The 19,140-nt window shown below is 63.1% G+C and carries 18 protein-coding genes; 9 read left to right on the top strand and 9 right to left on the bottom strand.

Annotated elements, in window-relative coordinates; genetic code table 11:
* Window positions 1–81: 81 nt before the first annotated feature.
* Window positions 82–1,494, bottom strand: coding sequence for an FAD-binding oxidoreductase (locus tag EFD55_RS05675; RefSeq protein WP_125843637.1), 1,413 nt, complete (start codon window positions 1,492–1,494; stop codon window positions 82–84).
* A 307-nt stretch (window positions 1,495–1,801) separates the two neighbouring features.
* Here EFD55_RS05675 and EFD55_RS05670 point away from each other — a divergent pair, with 307 nt between their 5' ends.
* The 4 genes from EFD55_RS05670 (at window position 1,802) to EFD55_RS05655 (ending at window position 4,905) form a co-directional block, all read left to right on the top strand.
* Window positions 1,802–2,650 carry a transporter substrate-binding protein gene (locus EFD55_RS05670; protein ID WP_125843636.1) on the top strand — a complete coding sequence of 283 codons (849 nt, stop codon included), beginning with the start codon at window positions 1,802–1,804 and terminating at the stop codon, window positions 2,648–2,650.
* A gap of 141 nt (window positions 2,651–2,791) precedes the next feature.
* Window positions 2,792–3,454, top strand: a complete 663-nt coding sequence (locus EFD55_RS05665) for an amino acid ABC transporter permease (RefSeq protein ID WP_125843635.1) — start codon at window positions 2,792–2,794, stop codon at window positions 3,452–3,454.
* 4 nt (window positions 3,455–3,458) lie between these two features.
* Window positions 3,459–4,124, top strand: coding sequence for an amino acid ABC transporter permease (locus EFD55_RS05660; protein ID WP_125843634.1), 666 nt, complete (start codon window positions 3,459–3,461; stop codon window positions 4,122–4,124).
* Window positions 4,125–4,134: 10 nt separating this feature from the next.
* Window positions 4,135–4,905 carry an amino acid ABC transporter ATP-binding protein gene (locus tag EFD55_RS05655; protein WP_125843633.1) on the top strand — a complete coding sequence of 257 codons (771 nt, stop codon included), beginning with the start codon at window positions 4,135–4,137 and terminating at the stop codon, window positions 4,903–4,905.
* A 54-nt stretch (window positions 4,906–4,959) separates the two neighbouring features.
* Here EFD55_RS05655 and EFD55_RS05650 read toward each other — a convergent pair whose 3' ends face one another.
* Entirely contained in the window at window positions 4,960–5,994 is a 1,035-nt protein-coding gene (locus EFD55_RS05650; RefSeq protein ID WP_125843632.1) for an aldo/keto reductase, read from the bottom strand.
* A gap of 92 nt (window positions 5,995–6,086) precedes the next feature.
* Between EFD55_RS05650 and EFD55_RS05645 the strand changes: the two genes are divergently transcribed.
* The 4 genes from EFD55_RS05645 to EFD55_RS05630 all read left to right on the top strand — a co-directional run bounded on the left by EFD55_RS05645 (window position 6,087) and on the right by EFD55_RS05630 (window position 8,987).
* A complete protein-coding gene (locus tag EFD55_RS05645) occupies window positions 6,087–6,989 on the top strand; it encodes a LysR family transcriptional regulator (protein WP_125843631.1) in 903 nt (300 codons plus the stop codon).
* A 212-nt stretch (window positions 6,990–7,201) separates the two neighbouring features.
* Entirely contained in the window at window positions 7,202–8,296 is a 1,095-nt protein-coding gene (locus tag EFD55_RS05640) for an AbrB family transcriptional regulator (protein ID WP_125843630.1), read from the top strand.
* A 111-nt stretch (window positions 8,297–8,407) separates the two neighbouring features.
* Window positions 8,408–8,686 (top strand): ribbon-helix-helix domain-containing protein, encoded by a 279-nt coding sequence (locus EFD55_RS05635; RefSeq protein WP_125843629.1) that lies wholly within the window; start codon window positions 8,408–8,410, stop codon window positions 8,684–8,686.
* Entirely contained in the window at window positions 8,676–8,987 is a 312-nt protein-coding gene (locus EFD55_RS05630; protein WP_125843628.1) for a type II toxin-antitoxin system RelE/ParE family toxin, read from the top strand. Before EFD55_RS05635 ends, EFD55_RS05630 begins: the two co-directional genes overlap by 11 nt.
* Window positions 8,988–9,054: 67 nt before the next feature.
* Here the strand turns inward: EFD55_RS05630 and EFD55_RS05625 are convergent, their stop codons facing one another.
* Window positions 9,055–9,963 (bottom strand): AraC family transcriptional regulator, encoded by a 909-nt coding sequence (locus tag EFD55_RS05625; protein ID WP_125843627.1) that lies wholly within the window; start codon window positions 9,961–9,963, stop codon window positions 9,055–9,057.
* 35 nt (window positions 9,964–9,998) lie between these two features.
* Between EFD55_RS05625 and EFD55_RS05620 the strand changes: the two genes are divergently transcribed.
* Window positions 9,999–10,406, top strand: coding sequence for a DUF2000 family protein (locus tag EFD55_RS05620; RefSeq protein WP_125843626.1), 408 nt, complete (start codon window positions 9,999–10,001; stop codon window positions 10,404–10,406).
* 83 nt (window positions 10,407–10,489) lie between these two features.
* Here EFD55_RS05620 and EFD55_RS05615 read toward each other — a convergent pair whose 3' ends face one another.
* The 6 genes from EFD55_RS05615 to EFD55_RS05590 all read right to left on the bottom strand — a co-directional run bounded on the left by EFD55_RS05615 (window position 10,490) and on the right by EFD55_RS05590 (window position 19,093).
* Window positions 10,490–11,155, bottom strand: coding sequence for a YiaD family glycine zipper/OmpA-like lipoprotein (locus EFD55_RS05615; protein ID WP_125843625.1), 666 nt, complete (start codon window positions 11,153–11,155; stop codon window positions 10,490–10,492).
* Between the two features lie 306 nt (window positions 11,156–11,461).
* Window positions 11,462–12,460: a flagellin N-terminal helical domain-containing protein gene (locus EFD55_RS05610; protein WP_125843624.1), complete on the bottom strand. Its 999-nt coding sequence runs from the start codon at window positions 12,458–12,460 to the stop codon at window positions 11,462–11,464.
* Window positions 12,461–12,730: 270 nt separating this feature from the next.
* Window positions 12,731–15,886 carry an efflux RND transporter permease subunit gene (locus tag EFD55_RS05605; protein WP_125843623.1) on the bottom strand — a complete coding sequence of 1,052 codons (3,156 nt, stop codon included), beginning with the start codon at window positions 15,884–15,886 and terminating at the stop codon, window positions 12,731–12,733.
* A complete protein-coding gene (locus tag EFD55_RS05600) occupies window positions 15,883–17,082 on the bottom strand; it encodes an efflux RND transporter periplasmic adaptor subunit (protein ID WP_125843622.1) in 1,200 nt (399 codons plus the stop codon). The genes EFD55_RS05605 and EFD55_RS05600 overlap by 4 nt, the downstream gene beginning before the upstream one ends.
* A gap of 244 nt (window positions 17,083–17,326) precedes the next feature.
* Window positions 17,327–18,235 (bottom strand): adenylate/guanylate cyclase domain-containing protein, encoded by a 909-nt coding sequence (locus tag EFD55_RS05595; protein ID WP_125843621.1) that lies wholly within the window; start codon window positions 18,233–18,235, stop codon window positions 17,327–17,329.
* A gap of 171 nt (window positions 18,236–18,406) precedes the next feature.
* Window positions 18,407–19,093, bottom strand: coding sequence for a TetR/AcrR family transcriptional regulator (locus EFD55_RS05590; protein ID WP_125843620.1), 687 nt, complete (start codon window positions 19,091–19,093; stop codon window positions 18,407–18,409).
* Window positions 19,094–19,140 lie beyond the last annotated feature (47 nt).

Here is a 19,140-nt window from a genome sequence, read left to right as displayed (position 1 = left end):
TTCGGGCGACATCATGCTCTAACTCTTTAATGAAGAACGGGATTCGAGAGCAAGGCCCAAGTTCATGAGAATATTCCGTTTTCAGCCTTGGTGGAAAATCTTGCCGGGATTGAAGATATCGTCCGGATCGAGCGCCCGCTTCACCTGTCGCATCAGATCCACCGTGCCGCCGAGCTCCTGTTCCAGGAACGCCATCTTGCCCTGCCCGATTCCATGTTCGCCGGTGCATGTCCCGTCCATGTCGAGCGCCCGGCGGCTGAGCCGCTCCACGAAGCTCTCGGCCTTGGCGATGTCCTCGGCGCTTTTGTCGTCGAACAGCAGCAGCACATGGAAATTCCCGTCGCCGGCATGGCCGACGATCGGGCCCAGCAGCCCATGCTCCTCGATATCCGCCTGCGTTTCGGAAACGCAATCGGCAAGTCTCGATATCGGAACACAAACATCGGTCGAAAGTGCGGCAAGCCCGGGCGCCAGCCCTCGCGCGGCCCAATAGGCGTCGTGGCGCGCCTTCCAGAGCTTCGTTCGCTCCTCGGCATTGGCGGTCCACAGGAATTCGCCGCCGCCGCATTCCGCCGCGATCTCGGCAAAACCCGCCGATTGCAGCGGCACGGTCTCGTCGGTGCCGTGGAACTCGAGGAAAAGCGTCGGGCTTTCGGCGTAGGAAAGCCCGGAATAGGCGTTGCAGGCCCGCATCTGCATCGTGTCGAGCAGCTCGATGCGCGCCACCGGAATGCCCATCTGGATCGTCATGATGACGGCGTCGCAGGCGGCCTTGATGCTCGGAAAGGCGCAGGCCCCGCCGGCGATCTTCTGCGGGATCGCCTGCAGGCGCAGCGTCACCGAGGTCAGGATGCCGAGCGTGCCCTCCGCACCGACGAAAAGCCGCGTCATGTCGTAGCCGGCCGAGGATTTGCGGGCGCGCCGGGCGGTGCGGATCTCCTCGCCATTGGCGGTGACCGCGGTGACGGCGAGCACATTGTCTTTCATCGTGCCGTAGCGCACGGCATTGGTGCCGGAGGCCCGCGTCGAAGCCATGCCGCCGATCGAGGCGTTGGCGCCTGGATCGATCGGGAAGAACAGGCCGGTATCGCGCAGGTGGATGTTCAGCGCCTCGCGCGTCACCCCGGGCTCGACCGTGCAGTCGAGATCTTCGGGATTGACTTCGAGCACCCGGTTCATACGGCTGAAATCGATCGAAATCCCGCCATTGGCGGCGTTGACCTGGCCCTCCAGCGACGTACCGACGCCGAAGCCGATCACCGGCACCTTATGGGCGGCACAGACCCTGACCGCCGCCTTCACATCCTCGGCACTCTCGGCAAAGAGCACGCCATCGGGGAGCTGCGCGGGAATATAGGTCGTCGTATGGGCATGCTGGGCCCGGAAGGACTGGCCGGTCTGGAAGCGCTCGCCGAAGCTCTGCTTGAGAATGCCGAGCACGGCTGAGATCCCCGCCTCGTTGCGTACCCCGGCTTTCGCGTCCTTCAACGCCATCCCTTTGATCTCCCTGCCATTCCACGGATGCCCATCTATTCCCGCAGATAGGCCGGGTATGCGGCAAGTCAAAGCTGCTGTCCAGTTAAGATTAGGAGAAGATTTCATTCCCCCTTTGTTATACGCGCCCAGCCCCTTCCGGGCGCGCGGCCTGTCCGTTCGCTGGACCGCTTCCTCCCCATGCCTTTTTCTTGGACCTGCCTATTGACAAGTCACCGGTGATGTCGCTCGATATGCAAATCCAATAAACAAGACACGTGTCCAATATATTGGATCAAATTCAGAGCGTCAAACAAGGGGAACCATCATGACCGTCTCGCTCCGCACCAGCGCGCTTTCGCTGGCAACCGCTCTCGTTCTTTCCGCCATGCCTGCCGCCGCTGAGGAGGCCAAGAGCAAGCTCGATGAGGTGCTGGCCCGCGGCCATCTCGTCATGGGCACCGGCAGCACCAACGCGCCGTGGCACTTCAAGAGCGCGGATGACAAGCTTCAGGGCTTCGACATCGATATGGGCCGCATCGTCGCCAAGGCGCTGTTCGGCGATCCCGAGAAGATCGAGTTCGTCAACCAGTCGTCCGACGCCCGCATTCCCAACATCACCACCGACAAGGTGGATATCACCTGCCAGTTCATGACCGTAACCGGCGAACGCGCGCAGCAGATCGCCTTCACCATCCCCTATTATCGCGAGGGTGTCGGCCTGATGCTGAAGTCCGACGGCAAATATGCCGACTATGCCGCGCTGAAGGCTGCCGGTTCGTCCGTCACGGTGTCGGTGCTGCAGAATGTCTATGCCGAAACCATGGTGCATGCCGCCCTGCCGGAAGCGACCGTTGACCAGTATGAATCCGTCGACCTGATCTATCAGGCGCTGGAATCGGGCCGCGCCGACGCTGTGGCGACCGACCAGTCGTCGCTCGCCTGGTACATGACGCAGAACCCCGGCCGCTATAAGGATGCTGGCTACGGCTGGAACCCGCAAACCTATGCCTGCGGCGTCAAGCGCGGCGATCAGGACTGGCTGAATTTCGTCAACACGGCTCTGCACGAGGCGATGACCGGCGTCGAATTCGACTTCTACGCCAAGTCGTTCAAGACCTGGTTCGGCAAGGATCTGACGCCACCCCAGATCGGCTTCCCCGTCGAATTCAAGTAAGGTCGCCTGGGACGGAAGAGGCCTCCGGGGAAATCTCCCCTCCGGAGGCCTACATCCCCGGAAGGTCTCCTGCCCAGGCGGGCTTCCTGCCAGGCAGGTTTCCTTCCGCCCGTTCTTCACCCTTGATTGCAGGATTGCGCCATGGGTTATACGCTCAATTTCGCCGCCGTCTGGCGCAGCTTCGACCAGTTGCTCGAAGGTTTGCTGCTCAGCCTCGGCCTGGCTTTCATTTCCATCCTCATCGGCGCTGCGATCGGCCTCATCGTTGCCTTTGCGCTGACCTCGAAAAGCGGATGGCTGCAGCGCCCGGCAGCGCTCTACGTCACGATCATCCGCAACCTGCCGATCCTGGTTCTCGTTCTTTTCGCCTTCTTCGCGTTGCCGCAGCTTGGCGTGCGGATGGGCAAGATCCAGAGCTTCATCGCGGTGCTGTCGATCTACTCCGGCGCCTATCTGGCCGAGGTGTTCCGGGCGGGACTGCTCTCCATTCCGAAAGGCTTGACGGAGGCGGGCCTTGCGATCGGCCTGACGCCGATGCAGATCCGCGTCTCGATCATCACCCCGTTGATGCTGCGCAATGTCCTGCCTTCGCTGTCTTCGACGATCATCTCGCTGTTCAAGGACACCTCGCTCGCCGCCGCGATCGCGGTGCCCGAACTCACCTTCGAGGCACGCAAGATCAACGTCGAGACCTTCCGCGTCATCGAAACCTGGATCGTCGCCTCCGGCCTCTATGTCGTAACCTGCTCCGTGCTCGCCGCGCTGATGCGCGTCGTCGAGCGCCGGCTTGCCGTTCCGAGGTGATGTCATGACGGGTCTTACTGCTTTTCTCGACCAGCTCTGGATCGCCCGCTTCGTGATCCTCAAGGGGCTCGGCGTCACGGTCTCGATCTCGTCGCTGGCAATCGTCGCCGGATCGCTGCTCGGCGTGCTCGTCGGTCTCGCCCTCGTTTACGGCAACCGCGTTTTGCGTCTGATCGTGCGGGCTTATACCGACTTCATCCGGGGAACGCCGGTGCTGGTTCTGGTGCTGGCAAGCTACTACGTGCTTTCGACTGTTGGCATCGAGCTCGGCCCGTTCCAGGCCGGCGTGCTCGCCCTTGCGATCTTCTGCTCATCGCATGTGGGCGAGATCGTGCGCGGCGGCCTGCAGGCGATCCCCAAGGGCCAGACCGAAGCGGCCAAGGCGATCGGTCTGACCTTCCGCCAGACCTTCGCCTATGTTCTCTGGCCGCAGGCGCTGCGCCAGTTCCTGCCCGCCTGGGTCAATACAGCAGCCGAAATGGTCAAGGCCTCGACACTGCTCTCCGTCATCGGCGTGGCCGAGCTGCTGCTGCGCACGCAGGAGATCATCTCGCGCAATTTCCTGAGCCTCCAGTTCTATTTCTTCGCGGGGCTTCTCTACTTCGTCATCAATTACGGCATCGAGCGCCTCGGCAAATATGTCGAGCGCAAGACGGTCGTTCCATCGTGAGGGCTCGACCATGAGCAAGGTACTTCTCGAAATCCAGGGGCTTCACAAGCAATATGGCCCCGTCGAGGTGTTGAAGGGCGTCGATTGCACCATGCAGCAGGGAGAGGTGATCTCCATCATCGGCTCCTCCGGCTCCGGCAAGACGACGATGCTGCGCTGCATCAACATGCTGGAGGACTTCCAGGGCGGCCACATCCGGCTCGATGGCGAAGAGATCGGCTATGAGCAGTCCGGCGGCGTGCGCCGACGCAAGAGCGAAAAGGAAATCGCCCGCCAGCGGGCGCTGACCGGCATGGCCTTCCAGCAGTTCAACCTGTTTCCGCATATGACGGCCGTCCGCAACGTCATGCTCGGCCTCGTCAAGGTCAAGAAGATGCCGCGCGACGAAGCGCGGGCGGTCGCAGAAAAGTGGCTCGACCGTGTGGGCCTCGCCGCCCGCGCCGATAATTATCCGGGCCAGCTTTCCGGCGGCCAGCAGCAGCGCGTCGCAATCGCCCGCGCCATTGCCATGAACCCGAGGCTGATGCTGTTCGACGAAGTCACCTCCGCGCTTGACCCTGAGCTCGTGGGCGAGGTCCTGCAGGTCATCAAGGGGCTCGCCGCCGACGGCATGAGCATGCTGCTCGTCACGCACGAAATGCGCTTCGCCTACGAGGTCTCCTCCCGCGTGATCTTCATGAACCAGGGCGTGATCTGCGAGGAAGGAGATCCGAAGGAAATGTTCGTGCGGCCGAAGACGCAGCGTCTCGCGGAATTCCTGAAGACATCCAGTTTCAATTGACGGGACGGGACTGAGGCCGCACGGCCTCAACCCCGGCTGTGCAAAGACTCCGGCTCAGACAATCGGCGGATTGAGCCGCGCGAAGCCCTCCTGTCGCCGATAAGGGAAATAGGGATAGGGCGCCGTGACCGCGCTGACGGCATCGAGCCTTTCGATCTGGTCTTTCGACAGGCTCCAGCCGACCGCATCGAGGTTTTGCCGCAGTTGTTCCTCGTTGCGCGCCCCGATGATGACGCTCGACACCGTCGGCCGGCCGAGCAGCCAGTTGATGGCGATCTGCGGCACGGTCCTGCCGGTCTCCGCCGCAATGGCGTCGAGCACCTCGACGATGTCGAACAGCTTCTCGTCATCGACGGGCGGGCCATATTGCGCCGTCTCATGCAGCCGGCTTGCCTTGGGCAGCGGCTCGCCGCGACGGATCTTGCCGGTCAACCGTCCCCAGGCAAGCGGGCTCCAGACGACGGCGCCCACACCCTGGTCGGCGCCGAGCGGCATCAGCTCCCATTCGTAGTCGCGCCCTGCCAGCGAGTAATAGACCTGATGGGCGACATAACGCGGATAACCATGACGCTCGGCGGCGGCGAGCGACTTCATCAATTCCCAGCCGGCAAAATTGGAAACGCCGACATAGCGGATCTTGCCTGAGGCAACGAGGCCGTCGAGTGTCGACAGCACCTCCTCGACCGGCGTCGAGGCATCGAAAGCATGGAGTTGCAGCAGGTCGATATAATCGGTGCCGAGCCGGCGTAGCGCATCCTCCGTCGCCCGGATCAGCCGCGCCCGCGACGAGCCCCAATCCTGCGGCCCCTCGCCCATCGGCAGCGCTGTTTTCGTCGAAATCAGCACGACATCGCGCCGGCCGCGGATCGCCTGGCCAAGCACCTCTTCGGAGGCGCCGGCCGAATAGACGTCAGCCGTATCGAAGAGATTGACGCCGGCCTCGAGGCAGATATCGACGAGCCGCCGCGCCTCCTCCCCTTCGGTATTGCCCCAGGCGCCGAACAGCGGGCCACTGCCGCCGAACGTGCCCGCGCCGAAGCCCAAGACCGGCACTCTGAGGCCGGATGCGCCGAGATTTCTATATTCCATGGCTCTGTCTCCTTTATTTCCTCTGAGATAGACCCGACGCCATCGTTGATATAGATTGCCTGAAAGCAAATCATCTGTGACTTGAATTCATCATGAGTCGTCAGGACATCAACCGTTCCGGGGAAATGGAAGTCTTCGTCAGCGTGGTCGAGCGCGGCGGCTTCTCCGCGGCCGCGACAGCCCGGCGCATGACGCCGTCGGCCGTCAGCAAGCTCGTTGCCCGATTGGAGGTGCGCCTCGGCGCCCGCCTTGTCAATCGCTCGACCCGCAAGCTGCAGCTGACGCCGGAAGGCTGCGCCTTCTATGAGCGCAGCATCGCCATCCTCGCCGATATCGCCGAGGCCGAACGGCAGGCATCATCGGGCGAACAGGCTTCTGGGCGCATCCGCATCAACACCAGCGGCTCCTTCGGCAATCATGTGCTGGCGCCGCTCGTGCCCGCCTTCATGGCGCTTCATCCCGCCGTGACGCTCGATATTTCCCACACCGACAGGATCGTCGACCTGATGGAGGAGCGCGCCGACGTTGCGATCCGCGCTGGCCCCTTGAAGAACTCCAGCCTGATCGCCCGCAAGCTCGGCGCCACCGGCAAGCGCATCGTCGCCTCGCCCGATTATCTCAAACGTCACGGCGAGCCGCGCACGCTCGCCGACCTCCGCCGCCATTGCCGCATCGGCTTTTCCTATGCCCGCGCCGTCGAGGGCTGGCCGATGCGCGAGGACGGCGAAACGGTGACGGTGCCGATCACGCCGGGCGTGCAGGTCGCAGACGGCGAAGCCATGCGCCACCTCGCTTTATCAGGCGCCGGCCTCGCCCGTCTTGCCGACTTCACCGTGCGCGCCGATATCGATGCCGGCCGGCTGGTGACGGTGCTGGAAGAGGCCAATCCCGGCGACCTCGAGGAATTTTACGCCCTCTATATGGGCCAGGGCGGTCCGCTTCCGGCGCGCGTGCGAGCCCTGCTCGATTTCCTCGCCAGCCATGCGCGCCTCTGATGAGAAAACAACGACTTGAAGCGGCCGCTTGAATCAAATTCGCATGACAGGCCGCCGGGAAGCCAGATTTCGCAATTGACCGCGCTCGCCGCACCCGCCTATACCGAAACCGCGCCAGCCGGCCCTTGCGGCCGGTCTCTCTTCGTCATGCCGGAGCGTCCTCCCATCTCCAGCCTCAGGGCTTGGCACCGGCCAGGAAAGATACGGGGATCATGTCATTCAGCGACGCACGCCGCCTGCTGCGCGACGCGGGCCTGCCGAAATGGGCACTGCTGCTTGCACTCTCCACCGCCCTCACCGTCTTCCTCGAACTCTTCGCCCTACCCGCCTCGCTGCTGATCGGGCCGATGGTCGCCGCCATCCTGTTGGCGCTGACCGTCGGTAAGGGAAAGCTTCGCGTGCCGCTCTGGCCGCTGCAGCTCGGCCAGGTCCTCGTCGGCCTCATGATGGCGCGCACCATCACCCCCGATATTCTCGGCGTCATGGCGAAGGACGTGCCGCTCTTCCTGCTGTTCGTCTTCTCCGTCATCGCCATCGCCACCGGCCTCGGCTGGCTCCTGACGCGCTGGCAGGTGCTGCCGGGAACGACCGCTGTCTGGGGCTCCTCGCCGGGTGCTGCCTCCGCCATGGTCATCATGTCGGAAGCCTACGGCGCCGATGCCCGGCTCGTCGCCTTCATGCAGTATCTGCGCGTCGTCTTCGTCGCCGTCGGCGCTTCGGTGATCTCGCGCCTCTGGGTAGCGGCCGACGGCACTGAGCCGCCGCCGCTTGTCCTCTTTCCCACGGTCGACTGGCCGGCCTTTGCGGCGACCATCGTCTTTGCCGGCTTTTGCGCCTATGGCGTGCGCCGCCTGCGCATCCAGGGCGGCATGATCATCGTGCCGCTTTTTCTCGGCGCCTTCCTGCAGGGCATCGGCCTCTTGAAGATCGAGCTGCCGATGCGGCTGCTCGCCGTCGCCTATGCGCTCGTCGGCTGGAGCATCGGCCTGCGCTTCACCCGCTCGATCCTCAAGCATGTGGCGCGCGCCCTACCGCGGGTATCGGCCTGCCTCGTGCTGCTGATGGCGCTCTGCGGCTGCATGGCGGCGGCACTTCACGTCTTCGCCGGCATCGATCCGCTGACCGCCTATCTCGCCACCAGCCCCGGCGGCGCCGATTCCGTCGCGATCATCGCCGCGTCAAGCAATGTCGACGTACCCTTCGTGATGGCAATGCAGACCGGCCGCTTCCTTGTCATTCTACTGATCGGCCCGACACTCGCCCGCTTCATCGCCCGCCGCTCCGGCCTTGCGGAAAATCCCGCTTAAACGCCAAAGGCGCGCAGATCGCAATTGAGCATTCCCGTCCTCTGAGAATTCTTGCCGCCGCCGGCAGTTGGTAGTAATAATTACCACCAAAGGGTAGATGGAGTTGAACCCATGTCCAATGTTGAAAAAGTCAGCATTTCAATGACGCCGCAGCATGCAGCGCTGTTACGCGATGCCGTGCAGAGCGGAGCTTATGCCAGCGGAAGCGAGGTCGTCCGCGAAGCCATGCGCGACTGGTCGGCCAAGTGGATGCAGAAGCGCGAGGACATCGCCAAGCTGCAAGCCATGTGGAATGAAGGCAAGGCCAGCGGCCCTGCCGTGGATGTGGATTTTGATACCGCCCTGGACGAGGCGCGCCAAGAACTGCCTATCGCGACCCATGCCCGCTAGACTTGTTTGGACACCTCAGGCCCGGGCCGACGTCAAGAAAATCTACGTCGATATCGGTAAAGACCAGCCACGAAGCGCGGAGCGGTATTTTGCCAATTTCCGGCACAAGGCGGAAATGCTGATCGAGCATCCCCGCCTTGGCGAACGCCATCCGGAAATCTTCCAGAGCGCGCGGATGCTTGTCGAAACCCCTTATGTCATCCTTTACGAAGCCAGGCCTGACACTGACGAGGGTGATATTCATACGGTTGAGATCGTACGGGTGGTAGACGGTCGGCGCGACCTCTTCGCCTTGTTCTAGGGCCGGTCCAATCTCTTGGGTGCCGACGCACTGAAGGATGCCGGCATAACTCCAAGATACAGCTAAGCTATCGCTTTGAATCGGCGCGTAATCCTGAAATTCGCTTCCGGTTTTCAGGCTTATGCGCGAGGGTTGCCCATTGGCCGGGTGTCATGCCGTAGGCTTTCTTGAAATGCCGGTTGAGATGGCTCTGGTCGGCAAAGCCGGTTGCCGCCGCCACATCTGATATACCCTCGCCCGCGCCGATCATCGCGCGCGCTTGCTGCAGCCGCCGCATCAGCAGGTAACGGTGCGGGCTGGTGGCAAAGGCTGCCCGAAAGTGCCGCGACAGTGCGAAACGGTCGAGCCCCGTCACCGCCTCCAGTTCGCCTGAACGCACCGCCCGCGTTGCATGCGCTTCGAGATAATCCCGCGCCGCCCGCGCCTGTCGCCAGGCGACGCCGCCGAGAGGCCGGCGCGGCAAGCGCACATGCCGTGACAGCCCGCCGGTCACCCGGCTGACGAAATCGTCGACGAAAAGCTCGTCCAGCTCGCGGTCGAGTTCGCCGAGTGCTGCCAGCAGCACAGCCGCCAGCGCGGGATCGCCGATGACGGGCTCGTCGACGAAAGGCAGGCCGACACCGTCCGCCTCCAGGCATTCGAGAAGCAGCGATGGCTCGAGATAGAGCATCCGGTATTGCAGACCGTCCTCGGTCCCCGCCCCGCCGTCATGCTCCTCGTCGGGATGCAGCACGATCACCTGCCCGGGCAGGCTGAAACGCCGCTCGCCGCGATAGCGAAAGGTCTGCACGCCCTTCAGCGTCACGCCGAGCGCATAGGTATCATGCCGGTGCGGCTCGAAGGCATTGCCCGAGAACTGCGCTCCGATGCGCTCGATGCCGGGAAAGGCAGGCGCCGTCAGGATGCCGTTGCCCGATGGCGCCGCGCACAAACGTTCAAGACCTTCGAAGACCTGCGGATGTAGATCCTGGCTCAAACTTCATGTCCCGTTGAGAGGTGAAAGACCGTCCGATGTTTGATACCAAAATTGCCGTCGTCCTGCGAAACAATCTTGCCGGCTGGCAGAAGCTGAACGTCACGGCCTTCCTGATGACGGGGATTGCCGGCAGCCATCCCGAAATCATCGGCGAACCCTACAGGGACCGCGCCGGAAATCTCTACAATCCGCTGTCGATCCAGCCGATCATCGTGCTTTCCGCCGACGAGGCGACGATATCGACCATTCATCGCCGCACGCTGGAACGCGATGTCACCGCATCGCTCTTCATCGAGGAGATGTTTGCAACCGGCCACGACACGGCCAACCGCGCCGTCTTTGCCGAGTATACGCCCGAAGACGCCAAGGTCGTCGGCATTGCGCTGCGCGCCGAAAAGAAAATCGTCGACAAGATCACCAAGGGTGCGACGATGCAGCACTGATGGAATGCTGGAGATGAAAAAGGCCGGGCAATGACCCGGTCGGGCAATGACCCGGCCTTTTTGTCGTCTGGAAAAGCGTGGGATCAGCCCTGCGTGATCGGAGCGATCTGGATCTCGACGCGGCGGTTCTGGGCGCGGCCGGCTTCGCTCGCATTGGAGGCGACGGGCTGGGACGGGCCGAAGCCGACGGCCGAGACGCGGCGCTGGTCGATGCCCTGGCCGCCGAGATAATCGGCAACCGAAAGCGCGCGGCGCTGCGACAGGTCCTGATTGTGCTGCAGGCTGCCGGTCGAATCCGTATGGCCGTTGACGTCGATCAGCGTGCGATTGAACTTGCGCAGCACGATCGCCACCGAATTCAGCGTCGGATAGAAGCCCGGCTTCACCGCATCCTGGTCGACGTCGAAGGTGATGTTCGAGGGCATGTTGAGAATGATGTTGTCGCCGTTGCGGGTCACCGAAATGCCGGTGCCTTCGAGCTGGGCGCGAAGCTCGGCTTCCTGCTGGTCCATGTAGTTGCCGATCGCGCCGCCGGCCAGAGCCCCGATGCCGGCGCCGATCAGCGCCGCATTGCGCTTGCCGTGCCCGCCGCCGCCGACGGCCACACCGACGAGGGCGCCGCCGAGCGCGCCGAGCGCCGCGCCGCCCGCGGTATTGGAAACCTTCTGCTCACCGGTATAGGGATCGGTCGTCGTGCAGGCGCTGAGATAGCTTGCTACGACAGCCAGAAGTACGAATTTCTTGATCATGGACAGGACGGTCTCCGTTCAAAACTGATGCGAGCAAATGGCAAGGATTACGGCAAGAAAATGAAGATGTTCTCTTGATAGGGGAATTTTAGGCGCCAAAACAGCAGCCATGTTGCAGCAATGCGCTGATATCACCAGTTTTAGTGGATCGGCGGGGCTCGCGCGCCGGCAAAGAGCGACGATCCGCCCTTATGGTGAGGGTGAGGAACGGTCCGCGGAGCGGAGCAATCGATCCAGTGAATCGATTGCGGTGACGAACCGGGAGCCGTCTCGAACCACGAGGGTGGGGGGCTGGGTGATCGAAGGTTAGAAATTCTGGAACAGCTGCCTGACCGTGTCGTACGAGGCGTTGGCGATGTTGAGCGATTGCAGGCCGAGTTGCTGCTGCGTCTGCTGCGCCTTGAGCTTGCTGGACTCCTCCTCCATATCGGCATCGACGAGCCGGCCAATGCCGGCGGTGATGTTGTCGTGCAGTTTGGTGGCGAAGTCGTTCTGCAGGTTGATGCGCCTTTCCAGCGCACCGAAGGCCGAACCGACCGTTGTCAGCTGTGACAGCGCCGCATCGACGACGCTGATCATCTGGCCGATCTGGCCCTTCGTCATGCCTGATGCCACCGAGATCACCACCTGGCCTGTCGTGGTGCCGTTCTTGCTCGTCATCAGCACGTAGTCCTGCGAGGCGCCGAGTTCGGTGGCGAAATAGGCCGATGTCAGCACACCATATTCGCCAGACCCCGTGGCGCGGTCGTCGATCAGATAGCGCGCATCCTTGGAGGATGTGGCCCCGACCGGCGTCGTGTCGATATGGTAGCTCAGCATGCCCACAGAGACCGTTCCGTCGGAATTGCGGATGAAGGAGGCCGGGATCTGGCGCGGCTGCGTCGGCGTCGCGTCGTCGTTGAGGATCACCCAATTGTCGCTGTTGAAGGTCGCCGATTCCGACACGCTGCGCAGTTGCTCCTGCAGCTGCTTGATCTCTTCGTTGATCTTGTTCTTGTCGATGCCGTCTTCGGTGGCGGCAACCAGCTTGGCCTTGATCTCGGAGACGACGTCAATGACATTCTGGACGCCGGTATAGGCCGTTCCCATCGTGGCGGCCGCCATGCCAAGCGCATCCTGGACGGCCGAAAGCGCCTTGTTGTCGGTGCGTGCGGTGGTGGCGATCGACCAGTAGACGGCGTTGTCACTGGCTTTGGCGACGCGCATGCCCGTCGTGATGTGGTTCTGCGTAACCGTCATCTTCCGATTGGTATCGCGCAGCACGTAAAGCGCCGCATCCACGGAGGTGCGCTGATAAATACTCACGGAACTAAACTCCAAAACACAACAAACGCAAACTGTACAAAAATGAACCGCGCCGCTCGGACACTCATGTCCCGGGCCGCTGGAATCCCAGCGCATCGGCCTTCAGGAAACGAAGAAGACCCGTCGGTTGCTGGTAACAATCATTGCCGTTTATGCTTAAAAAACGGCTAATCTTCAGAGCGAATTGAGTTTATTTCGCAAGACTTCATACACCATGAGAAACGCCGCCGGAAAAGATCCGGCGGCGTTCTTTCAAATCGATGCGAAGCCTTATTCGGCGGCCTGAAGCTGCTTTTCGCCGGCTACGGCGCGCGGGCGCGTGGCGATCGACATTTCCTCGTGCAGGCGCGCTTCCTCATGGGCATGCGGCTTGGCGAAGCGGGCAAGCAGGAGATAGGCGACCGGCGTGATGAACAGCGTCATCAGCGTCGCAAAGCCGAGACCGCCGACGATGACCCAGCCGAGCGCCACGCGCGCTTCCGCACCGGCCCCATGCGCAAAGACCAAGGGAACACCCCCAAGAATGGTCGCGATCATCGTCATCATCACCGGGCGCAGGCGAAGCGCGCAGGCCTTCTCGATGGAAGAGCGCACATCCTCGCCGCGGTCGCGCAGCTGATTGGCGAATTCAACGATCAGGATGCCGTTCTTCGCCATGACGCCGACCAGCAGCACCAGGCCGATCTGGCTGTAGATGTTGAGGCTGGAGCCGGTGATGACAAGCGCAAAGACGGCGCAGGCTAGGCCGAGCGGCACCGTCGACATGATGATCAGCGAGGACAAGACGCTCTCGAACTGCGCGGCGAGCACCAGGAAGATGATGACGATGGCGAAGCCGAAGGTCAGCGCCATGCCGTTCGAATTCTCTTCCAGCGTCGCGGCTTCCGCAAGCGGCACCAGGCGTGAACCCGGCGGTAGCAGCGGCTCGGCAAGCGAGGTCACCTGTTTCACGGCATCGCCGAGCGACATCCCGTTCTTTAGGCCGGCGGTGATCGCGACCGAGGCGAGCTGCTGCTCGCGGTTCAGCTGCGGCGCAACAGACCCTTCCGTCATCGTCGCGATAACCGACATCGGCACGATCTTGCCGTCACCGGTCTTCAGGAACACGTTTTCGAGGTCGGTCGGGTCGTCGACCGGCCGCGTCGTCGAAGTCAGCAGCACGGGATAGGATTCGCCGCCAACGAAGACGTCGACCACCGAGCGCCCTTCGAGCAGCGACTGGATCGCCGTCGAAAGCCCGGTGATGTCGATGCCGAGATCCGAGGCGCGCTCGCGGTCGATCGCAACCGACACCTGCGCCTGGGTGGGCTCGTTGGTCAGGCGCGGCGTATCGTATCGGCCGGTGGTGTCGAGCGCCTGCACCAGCTTGGCGGCAGCCGCCGTCAGCGCCTCGTGATCGTTACCAACAAGCGCCATCTGCACGCCGCTACCGGCGCCGCGGATGCGCAGGCTGTTGGAGGAAATGGCATTGCCGCGCAGCGCCGGCACCCTTGCGGCCGCCTGGTTGATGTCGCCGACGATCTCAGCCTGCGTCCGGTGGCGCTCTCCCCAGGGGGCAAGCGTCAGCACCATGAAGCCGCTGTTCAAAGAACCGCCCTGGCCGGAGATCGAGAAGACGTTGCGGATGTCGCCGCCGTCGACGAGCGGCTGCAGATATTCCTCGAGGAGCTGCATCTTGTCGCGCGTATATTCGAGGCTCGAACCCTGCGGCGTCGTCAGCCGCATCATCACCATCGACCGGTCCTCCTGCGGCGTCAGCTCGCTCTTGACTGTGGAGAAGGCGATAACAGCCGCGCCGGCGAAGATCACCGAGAACAGGATGACGACGAAGGGCGCGCCGAGACAACCGTGCAGCGCCCATTTGTAAAGATTGGCAAGCGCACCGCCGAAACGGCCGAGCAAGCCATGATCCTCGAGCATCGGCTTCGTCAGCATGCGTGAGGCGAGCATCGGGCACAGCGTCAGCGCCACGATCGACGACAGGCCGACCGAGAAGGCGAGCACGAAGCCGAATTCGCGGAAGAGGCCGCCGACCTGCCCCGGCAGGAAGGAGAGCGGGATGAAGACGGCCGCCAGCGTCGCGGTCGTGGCGATGACGGCGAAGAACACCTCGCGCGTGCCGAGCACGGCGGCCGCACGCGGCCCCATGCCTTCGGCGCGCCGGCGCACGATGTTTTCGAGCACGACGATCGCGTCGTCGACGACGAGGCCGGTCGCCAGCACAATGGCGAGCAGGGTCAGGATGTTGATCGAGAAGCCGACCATGTAGATCGCCGCCAGCGTGCCGGTCAGCGCTACCGGCATGCTGACCGCCGGAATCAGCGTCGCCCGCCAGTCGCGCAGGAAGAGATAGATGACGGCGGTGACGATGACGGCGGCAAGCACCAGCGCCAGCACCACTTCATGGATTGCGCCATCGATGAAGACGGCGTCATCACTGGTGATGGCGATCGTCGTTCCCTCCGGCAGCGTCTTCGAGAGCTGCGCGACGGCGGCCTTGATGCCGGTCGAGATGTTGAGCGTATTCGACTGTGCCTGGCGGATGATGCCGAGGCCGATGCCGGGCTTGCCGTTCGAGCGCAGCGCCGTCTCGCCGTCCCGGGGTCCGAGCGTCACGGTCGCGACGTCACCGAGCCGGACGCGGTCCTGCAGCATGACATTGGAAAAATCCGCCGGCGTCTGCAGGTTGGCGGTAGCCCGCACGACGATATCCTGCGTGTTGCTCTTCAGCGATCCGGCCGGCACGTCGAGCGCGGCATTGTCGAGCGCCTTGATCAGGTCGCCGATGGTGAGCCCGCGGCTGGCAAGCGCGCCCTGGTCGACATCGACGCGGAAGACCTTCTCCTGGTCGCCATATTCCTCGACGTCGGCGACACCATCGACGGAGGCCAGCCGATCGACCACCTCGTTCTCGACGAGCTGCGTCAGGTCGTCCATGTTGAGCTTGGTGGAGGTGACGGCAAGGCGCATGATCGCCGAGGAATCCGAATCCGCCTTGACGATCTGAGGCGCATCCGCCTCATCCGGCAGGTTCTGGGTGATGCGGCCGATCGCATCGCGCACGTCGTTGGCGGCAACCGAGAGATCGATCGCATCGGAAAATTCCAGCGTCACCCGGCTCTGGCCGAAGGAAGAGGTCGACGAGATCGACTTGAGGCCGCTGACGCGCGCGACCGCGCCTTCGATCACCTTGGTCAGTTCCTGGTCGATCGTCTGCGGCGATGCGCCGTCGAACGTGGTGCGCACGGTAACGACGGGACGGTCGACATCCGGCAATTCGCGGACTTCGACGCCGACGTAAGCCGCAAGGCCGGCGACGACCATGAGCGTATTGAACACCAGTGCGAGGATCGGCCGGCGAACGAAAAGCGCGGTGAAGCTCTGCTTGCCCGACGCCCTGTCCTGAGGCATCTCGGTCACGCTCATCGGGTTGTCACCTCGCCGTTCGAGGCGACATCGGCGGAAACGCGAACCGCCCCACCCTCACGCACGCGCTGCAGGCCCTGCGTCACGATCTTGTCGCCATCCTTGAGGTCGGCGTTGACGAGCACGAAATCGGGATTGCGCTGCACGATGCTGACCCGCACCTTGTGCGACTTGTCGTCGGTCACCTGCCAGACGAAGGAGCCTTGAGAATCCCACTGCACGGATTGCGGATCGACCGCCGGATATTTGTCGCCGGGAAATTTCATGCTGACGTTGAAGGACATACCGGCGCGCAGCTCATCCGACGAATTGTCGATCCTGGCCCGCAGGCGCAGCGTGCGGCTTGCCGCGTCGATGCGGTTGTCGACGGCCTCGATCGCGCCTGAAAACATCTGCCCCGGTCTTGCAACCGACATGGCGTCGACCGGCTGGCCGACCTTCACCGTATTGGCGAAACGCTCCGGCACCCAGAAGTCGACGAGGATTTCCGAACGGTCGTCGAGTGTGACGATCGGCGTCGTCGTCGTAACATTGTCGCCGATATTGACGGGCACGATGCCGACGATGCCGTCGATCGGAGCTATGATGTTGCGCCGCGCGAGATTGAGTTCGGCGGCCTGCAGCTGCAGCCGCGCGCCCTGCTCGGCGATCTCGGAATCGAAGACATCCATGCGCGACACGCTGGATTTGATGTTGTGATAGAGATTGGACTTCTCGACGGCAGCCCTCACCGCCACGTCTGCCTGGCCACGGGCGATCACCTGTTCCTCGCTGTCGAGCTTGGCGAGCACCTGGCCGGCCTTCACCATGTCGCCCGATTTGATCAGGATCTCGCGGATCGTGCCCGTTGCCTGCGGCGTCACCGCGACCGAACGGATCGCATCCCCCGTGCCGATGGCGTTCAGCCGGTCGTTGACGACGCCCTGGACGACGGCTTGCGTGGCGACCAGAATGGCGCCGCTGCGCCCGCCGCCGTTACGGCGATTCTGACCCTGTCCCTGCTGTTGCCCTTCGGCCCGCGAGGAACCGCCGGCATCCGCACTCTCCTCGGCTTTCGGCGTAATCTTGGAAACGAGGCTATCGGGAATGCCGGCATTGCGCATCGTGTCGCCTGCGTCAGGCGCAAAGAAAACCCACGCGGCAAAACCGGCGATGATGACGATGAGCGAAAGTGCAAGCTGCTTCCAAAAAGCCATTCACGTCTCCGGAGGGACTCGAGGTTGGACCAGGGTCGGTCGAAAGAGGCGCTGCGGGACCAGGTTACACACCGGGTGCGACAATATCGCGCTTTTGCAGCTTAGCGGCAAGCGTCAGCACCCGGCATTACCGATTTGTAATATCAGCGAAGAATGGAAATAACCCGGCCGCTCACTTTTGCTTGATCGAACCGCGCAAACGTCTTCGACGCCGCCGGTTTATCGGCGAATATCGCGCGGCAAACTAGCGGCGCATCGACCAGCGCAGGCCACTCACTGCGGCCACTCCCAGTATCGGCCATACCGCCCAGAACGTTCCGCTCCAGGTGAAGAGGTTGATGCAGATGAAGCCGAGCGCCAGGATCGCCAGCGCGGCCAACCTGCGGTCGAAACGGGTCTGGGAACGATTCCAGGCAAGCGCGGCAATGACAGCGAAGGCAAGCAGCGGAAAGTGCGCCCAGAAAACGCCGTCCCACGTCAGGAGATTGATGCCGACGAGCACGGCGGAGACGACGCCGAGCAAGGCAAACGATCGCCGCCTCTGCGGCGCCGGCTGCGGTTCGGTCATAACGGCGGCCGGCCGCGGCGATCGCGCGGCGGGTCGTTCGCCAGGCTGCGCGTCGTCATTTCCATCGCCAATTCTCACCGCATAGCTCGGCACGCCTTCTTCGACGTTCTTCACCGCCAGCGGCCCGAGAAACTCAAAACCGACTGCCACCTTGTTGCGAACCTGGTCGTAGACGGTGCTCGAAATGACGATGCCGCCGGCCGTGGCCGACGCCTGCAGCCGCGCGGCGATGTTGACGCCGTCGCCATAGATGTCGTCGCCTTCGACGATCACGTCGCCGAGATTGATGCCGATGCGGAAGAGCATACGCCCGTCCCTCGGGCGGCTGGCATTGAAGCCGGCGAGTTCGTTCTGGGTGTCGACCGCCGCGCGCACCGCCTCGACGACGCTCGGGAAATCGGCGATCAGCCCATCGCCCCAGGTGTTGATGACACGGCCGCCATGGCTTTCGATGAGGCGCCCCATCGCCTCCCGGCAACGCTTCAGGCTCGCAAGCGTCCCCTCCTCGTCGGCGCCCATCAGCCGCGTATAGTCCTGCACGTCAGCACAGAAGATCGTCGTGAGCTTGCGCCGCGTTTCATCCATGGTCTTTCGTCCCCGCGCCATCCGCTCCGGAAAGATCACTGCAAAGGCCGAACCTGCTTGAATGGAAAATCATACGGGCGATTGCAGCGGCGTCAGGTTACTAAGCCTTTGTGTTCGTTGCCACCGATAATTGCTGGTCGTCGGCGCGTCATGCAGCCTTGGCTGCGGCGTTCAATATTTCGGAGCGAGCCCGTCGAGCAGGAAGTCGAGCCCCTTCCTGAAAGCGCCATCCCAATCATCATCAAGCAGCAGACGAGAGCGTTCGATTGTCGGGTAGTGTTCGCTGACGAGCGCAAGGCGCTGCTGCGCGGCGGCCATGTCCTCGTCCGAGAGATCGAAGCTCGCCCGGGTGACGGTAGCGCCTATCACATAGTTCCAGAGCGACCATATCGCGACGTTCAAATCCGCGTCGGCGACGCCGGCTCCGGACAAGGTCCTGCTCAGCAATTCCAGGCGCCTGAGGATGTTCGGCCCGAGCGCCCGGCGTGGCAGCAGCGACGCCGACCAGGGATGGCGCAGCATGCCGGCGCGCCAGTCCTGAAGCATATGAACGACTTCCCCGCGCCAGTCTCGAGACTGAGCTGTTTCAGGCAGCTCGCGATATTCGAGCACCGAGTCGAGCGCCAGATCGAAGACTTTCTCCTTGTTATCGACGTGCCAATACAGGCTCATTGCGCCAGACCCGAGGTGATCGGCGAGCCGGCGCATCGTCAATCCATCGATACCATGGGCGTCCAGCAGTTCCACCGCGGTCGCCACGATCCGTTCCAGGGAGAGAGCCGGATCATGGCGCGGCTGCTCGGCGGACCGTGTCCGTTGAGACCGCTTGCTCTGAGCGCCGCTGCGTTTGCCTGCCATCCATCTTCCCTGCCGATCCGGAGCCGATTTAAGCCGACAACACGGGG

Origin of the sequence: Rhizobium pisi (genome assembly GCF_003938655.1) — a bacterium.
GTDB lineage: Bacteria > Pseudomonadota > Alphaproteobacteria > Rhizobiales > Rhizobiaceae > Rhizobium > Rhizobium pisi.
The sequence above is the reverse complement of the archived record's forward strand: the minus strand, read 5'-3'. Positions and strand labels throughout refer to the sequence as shown.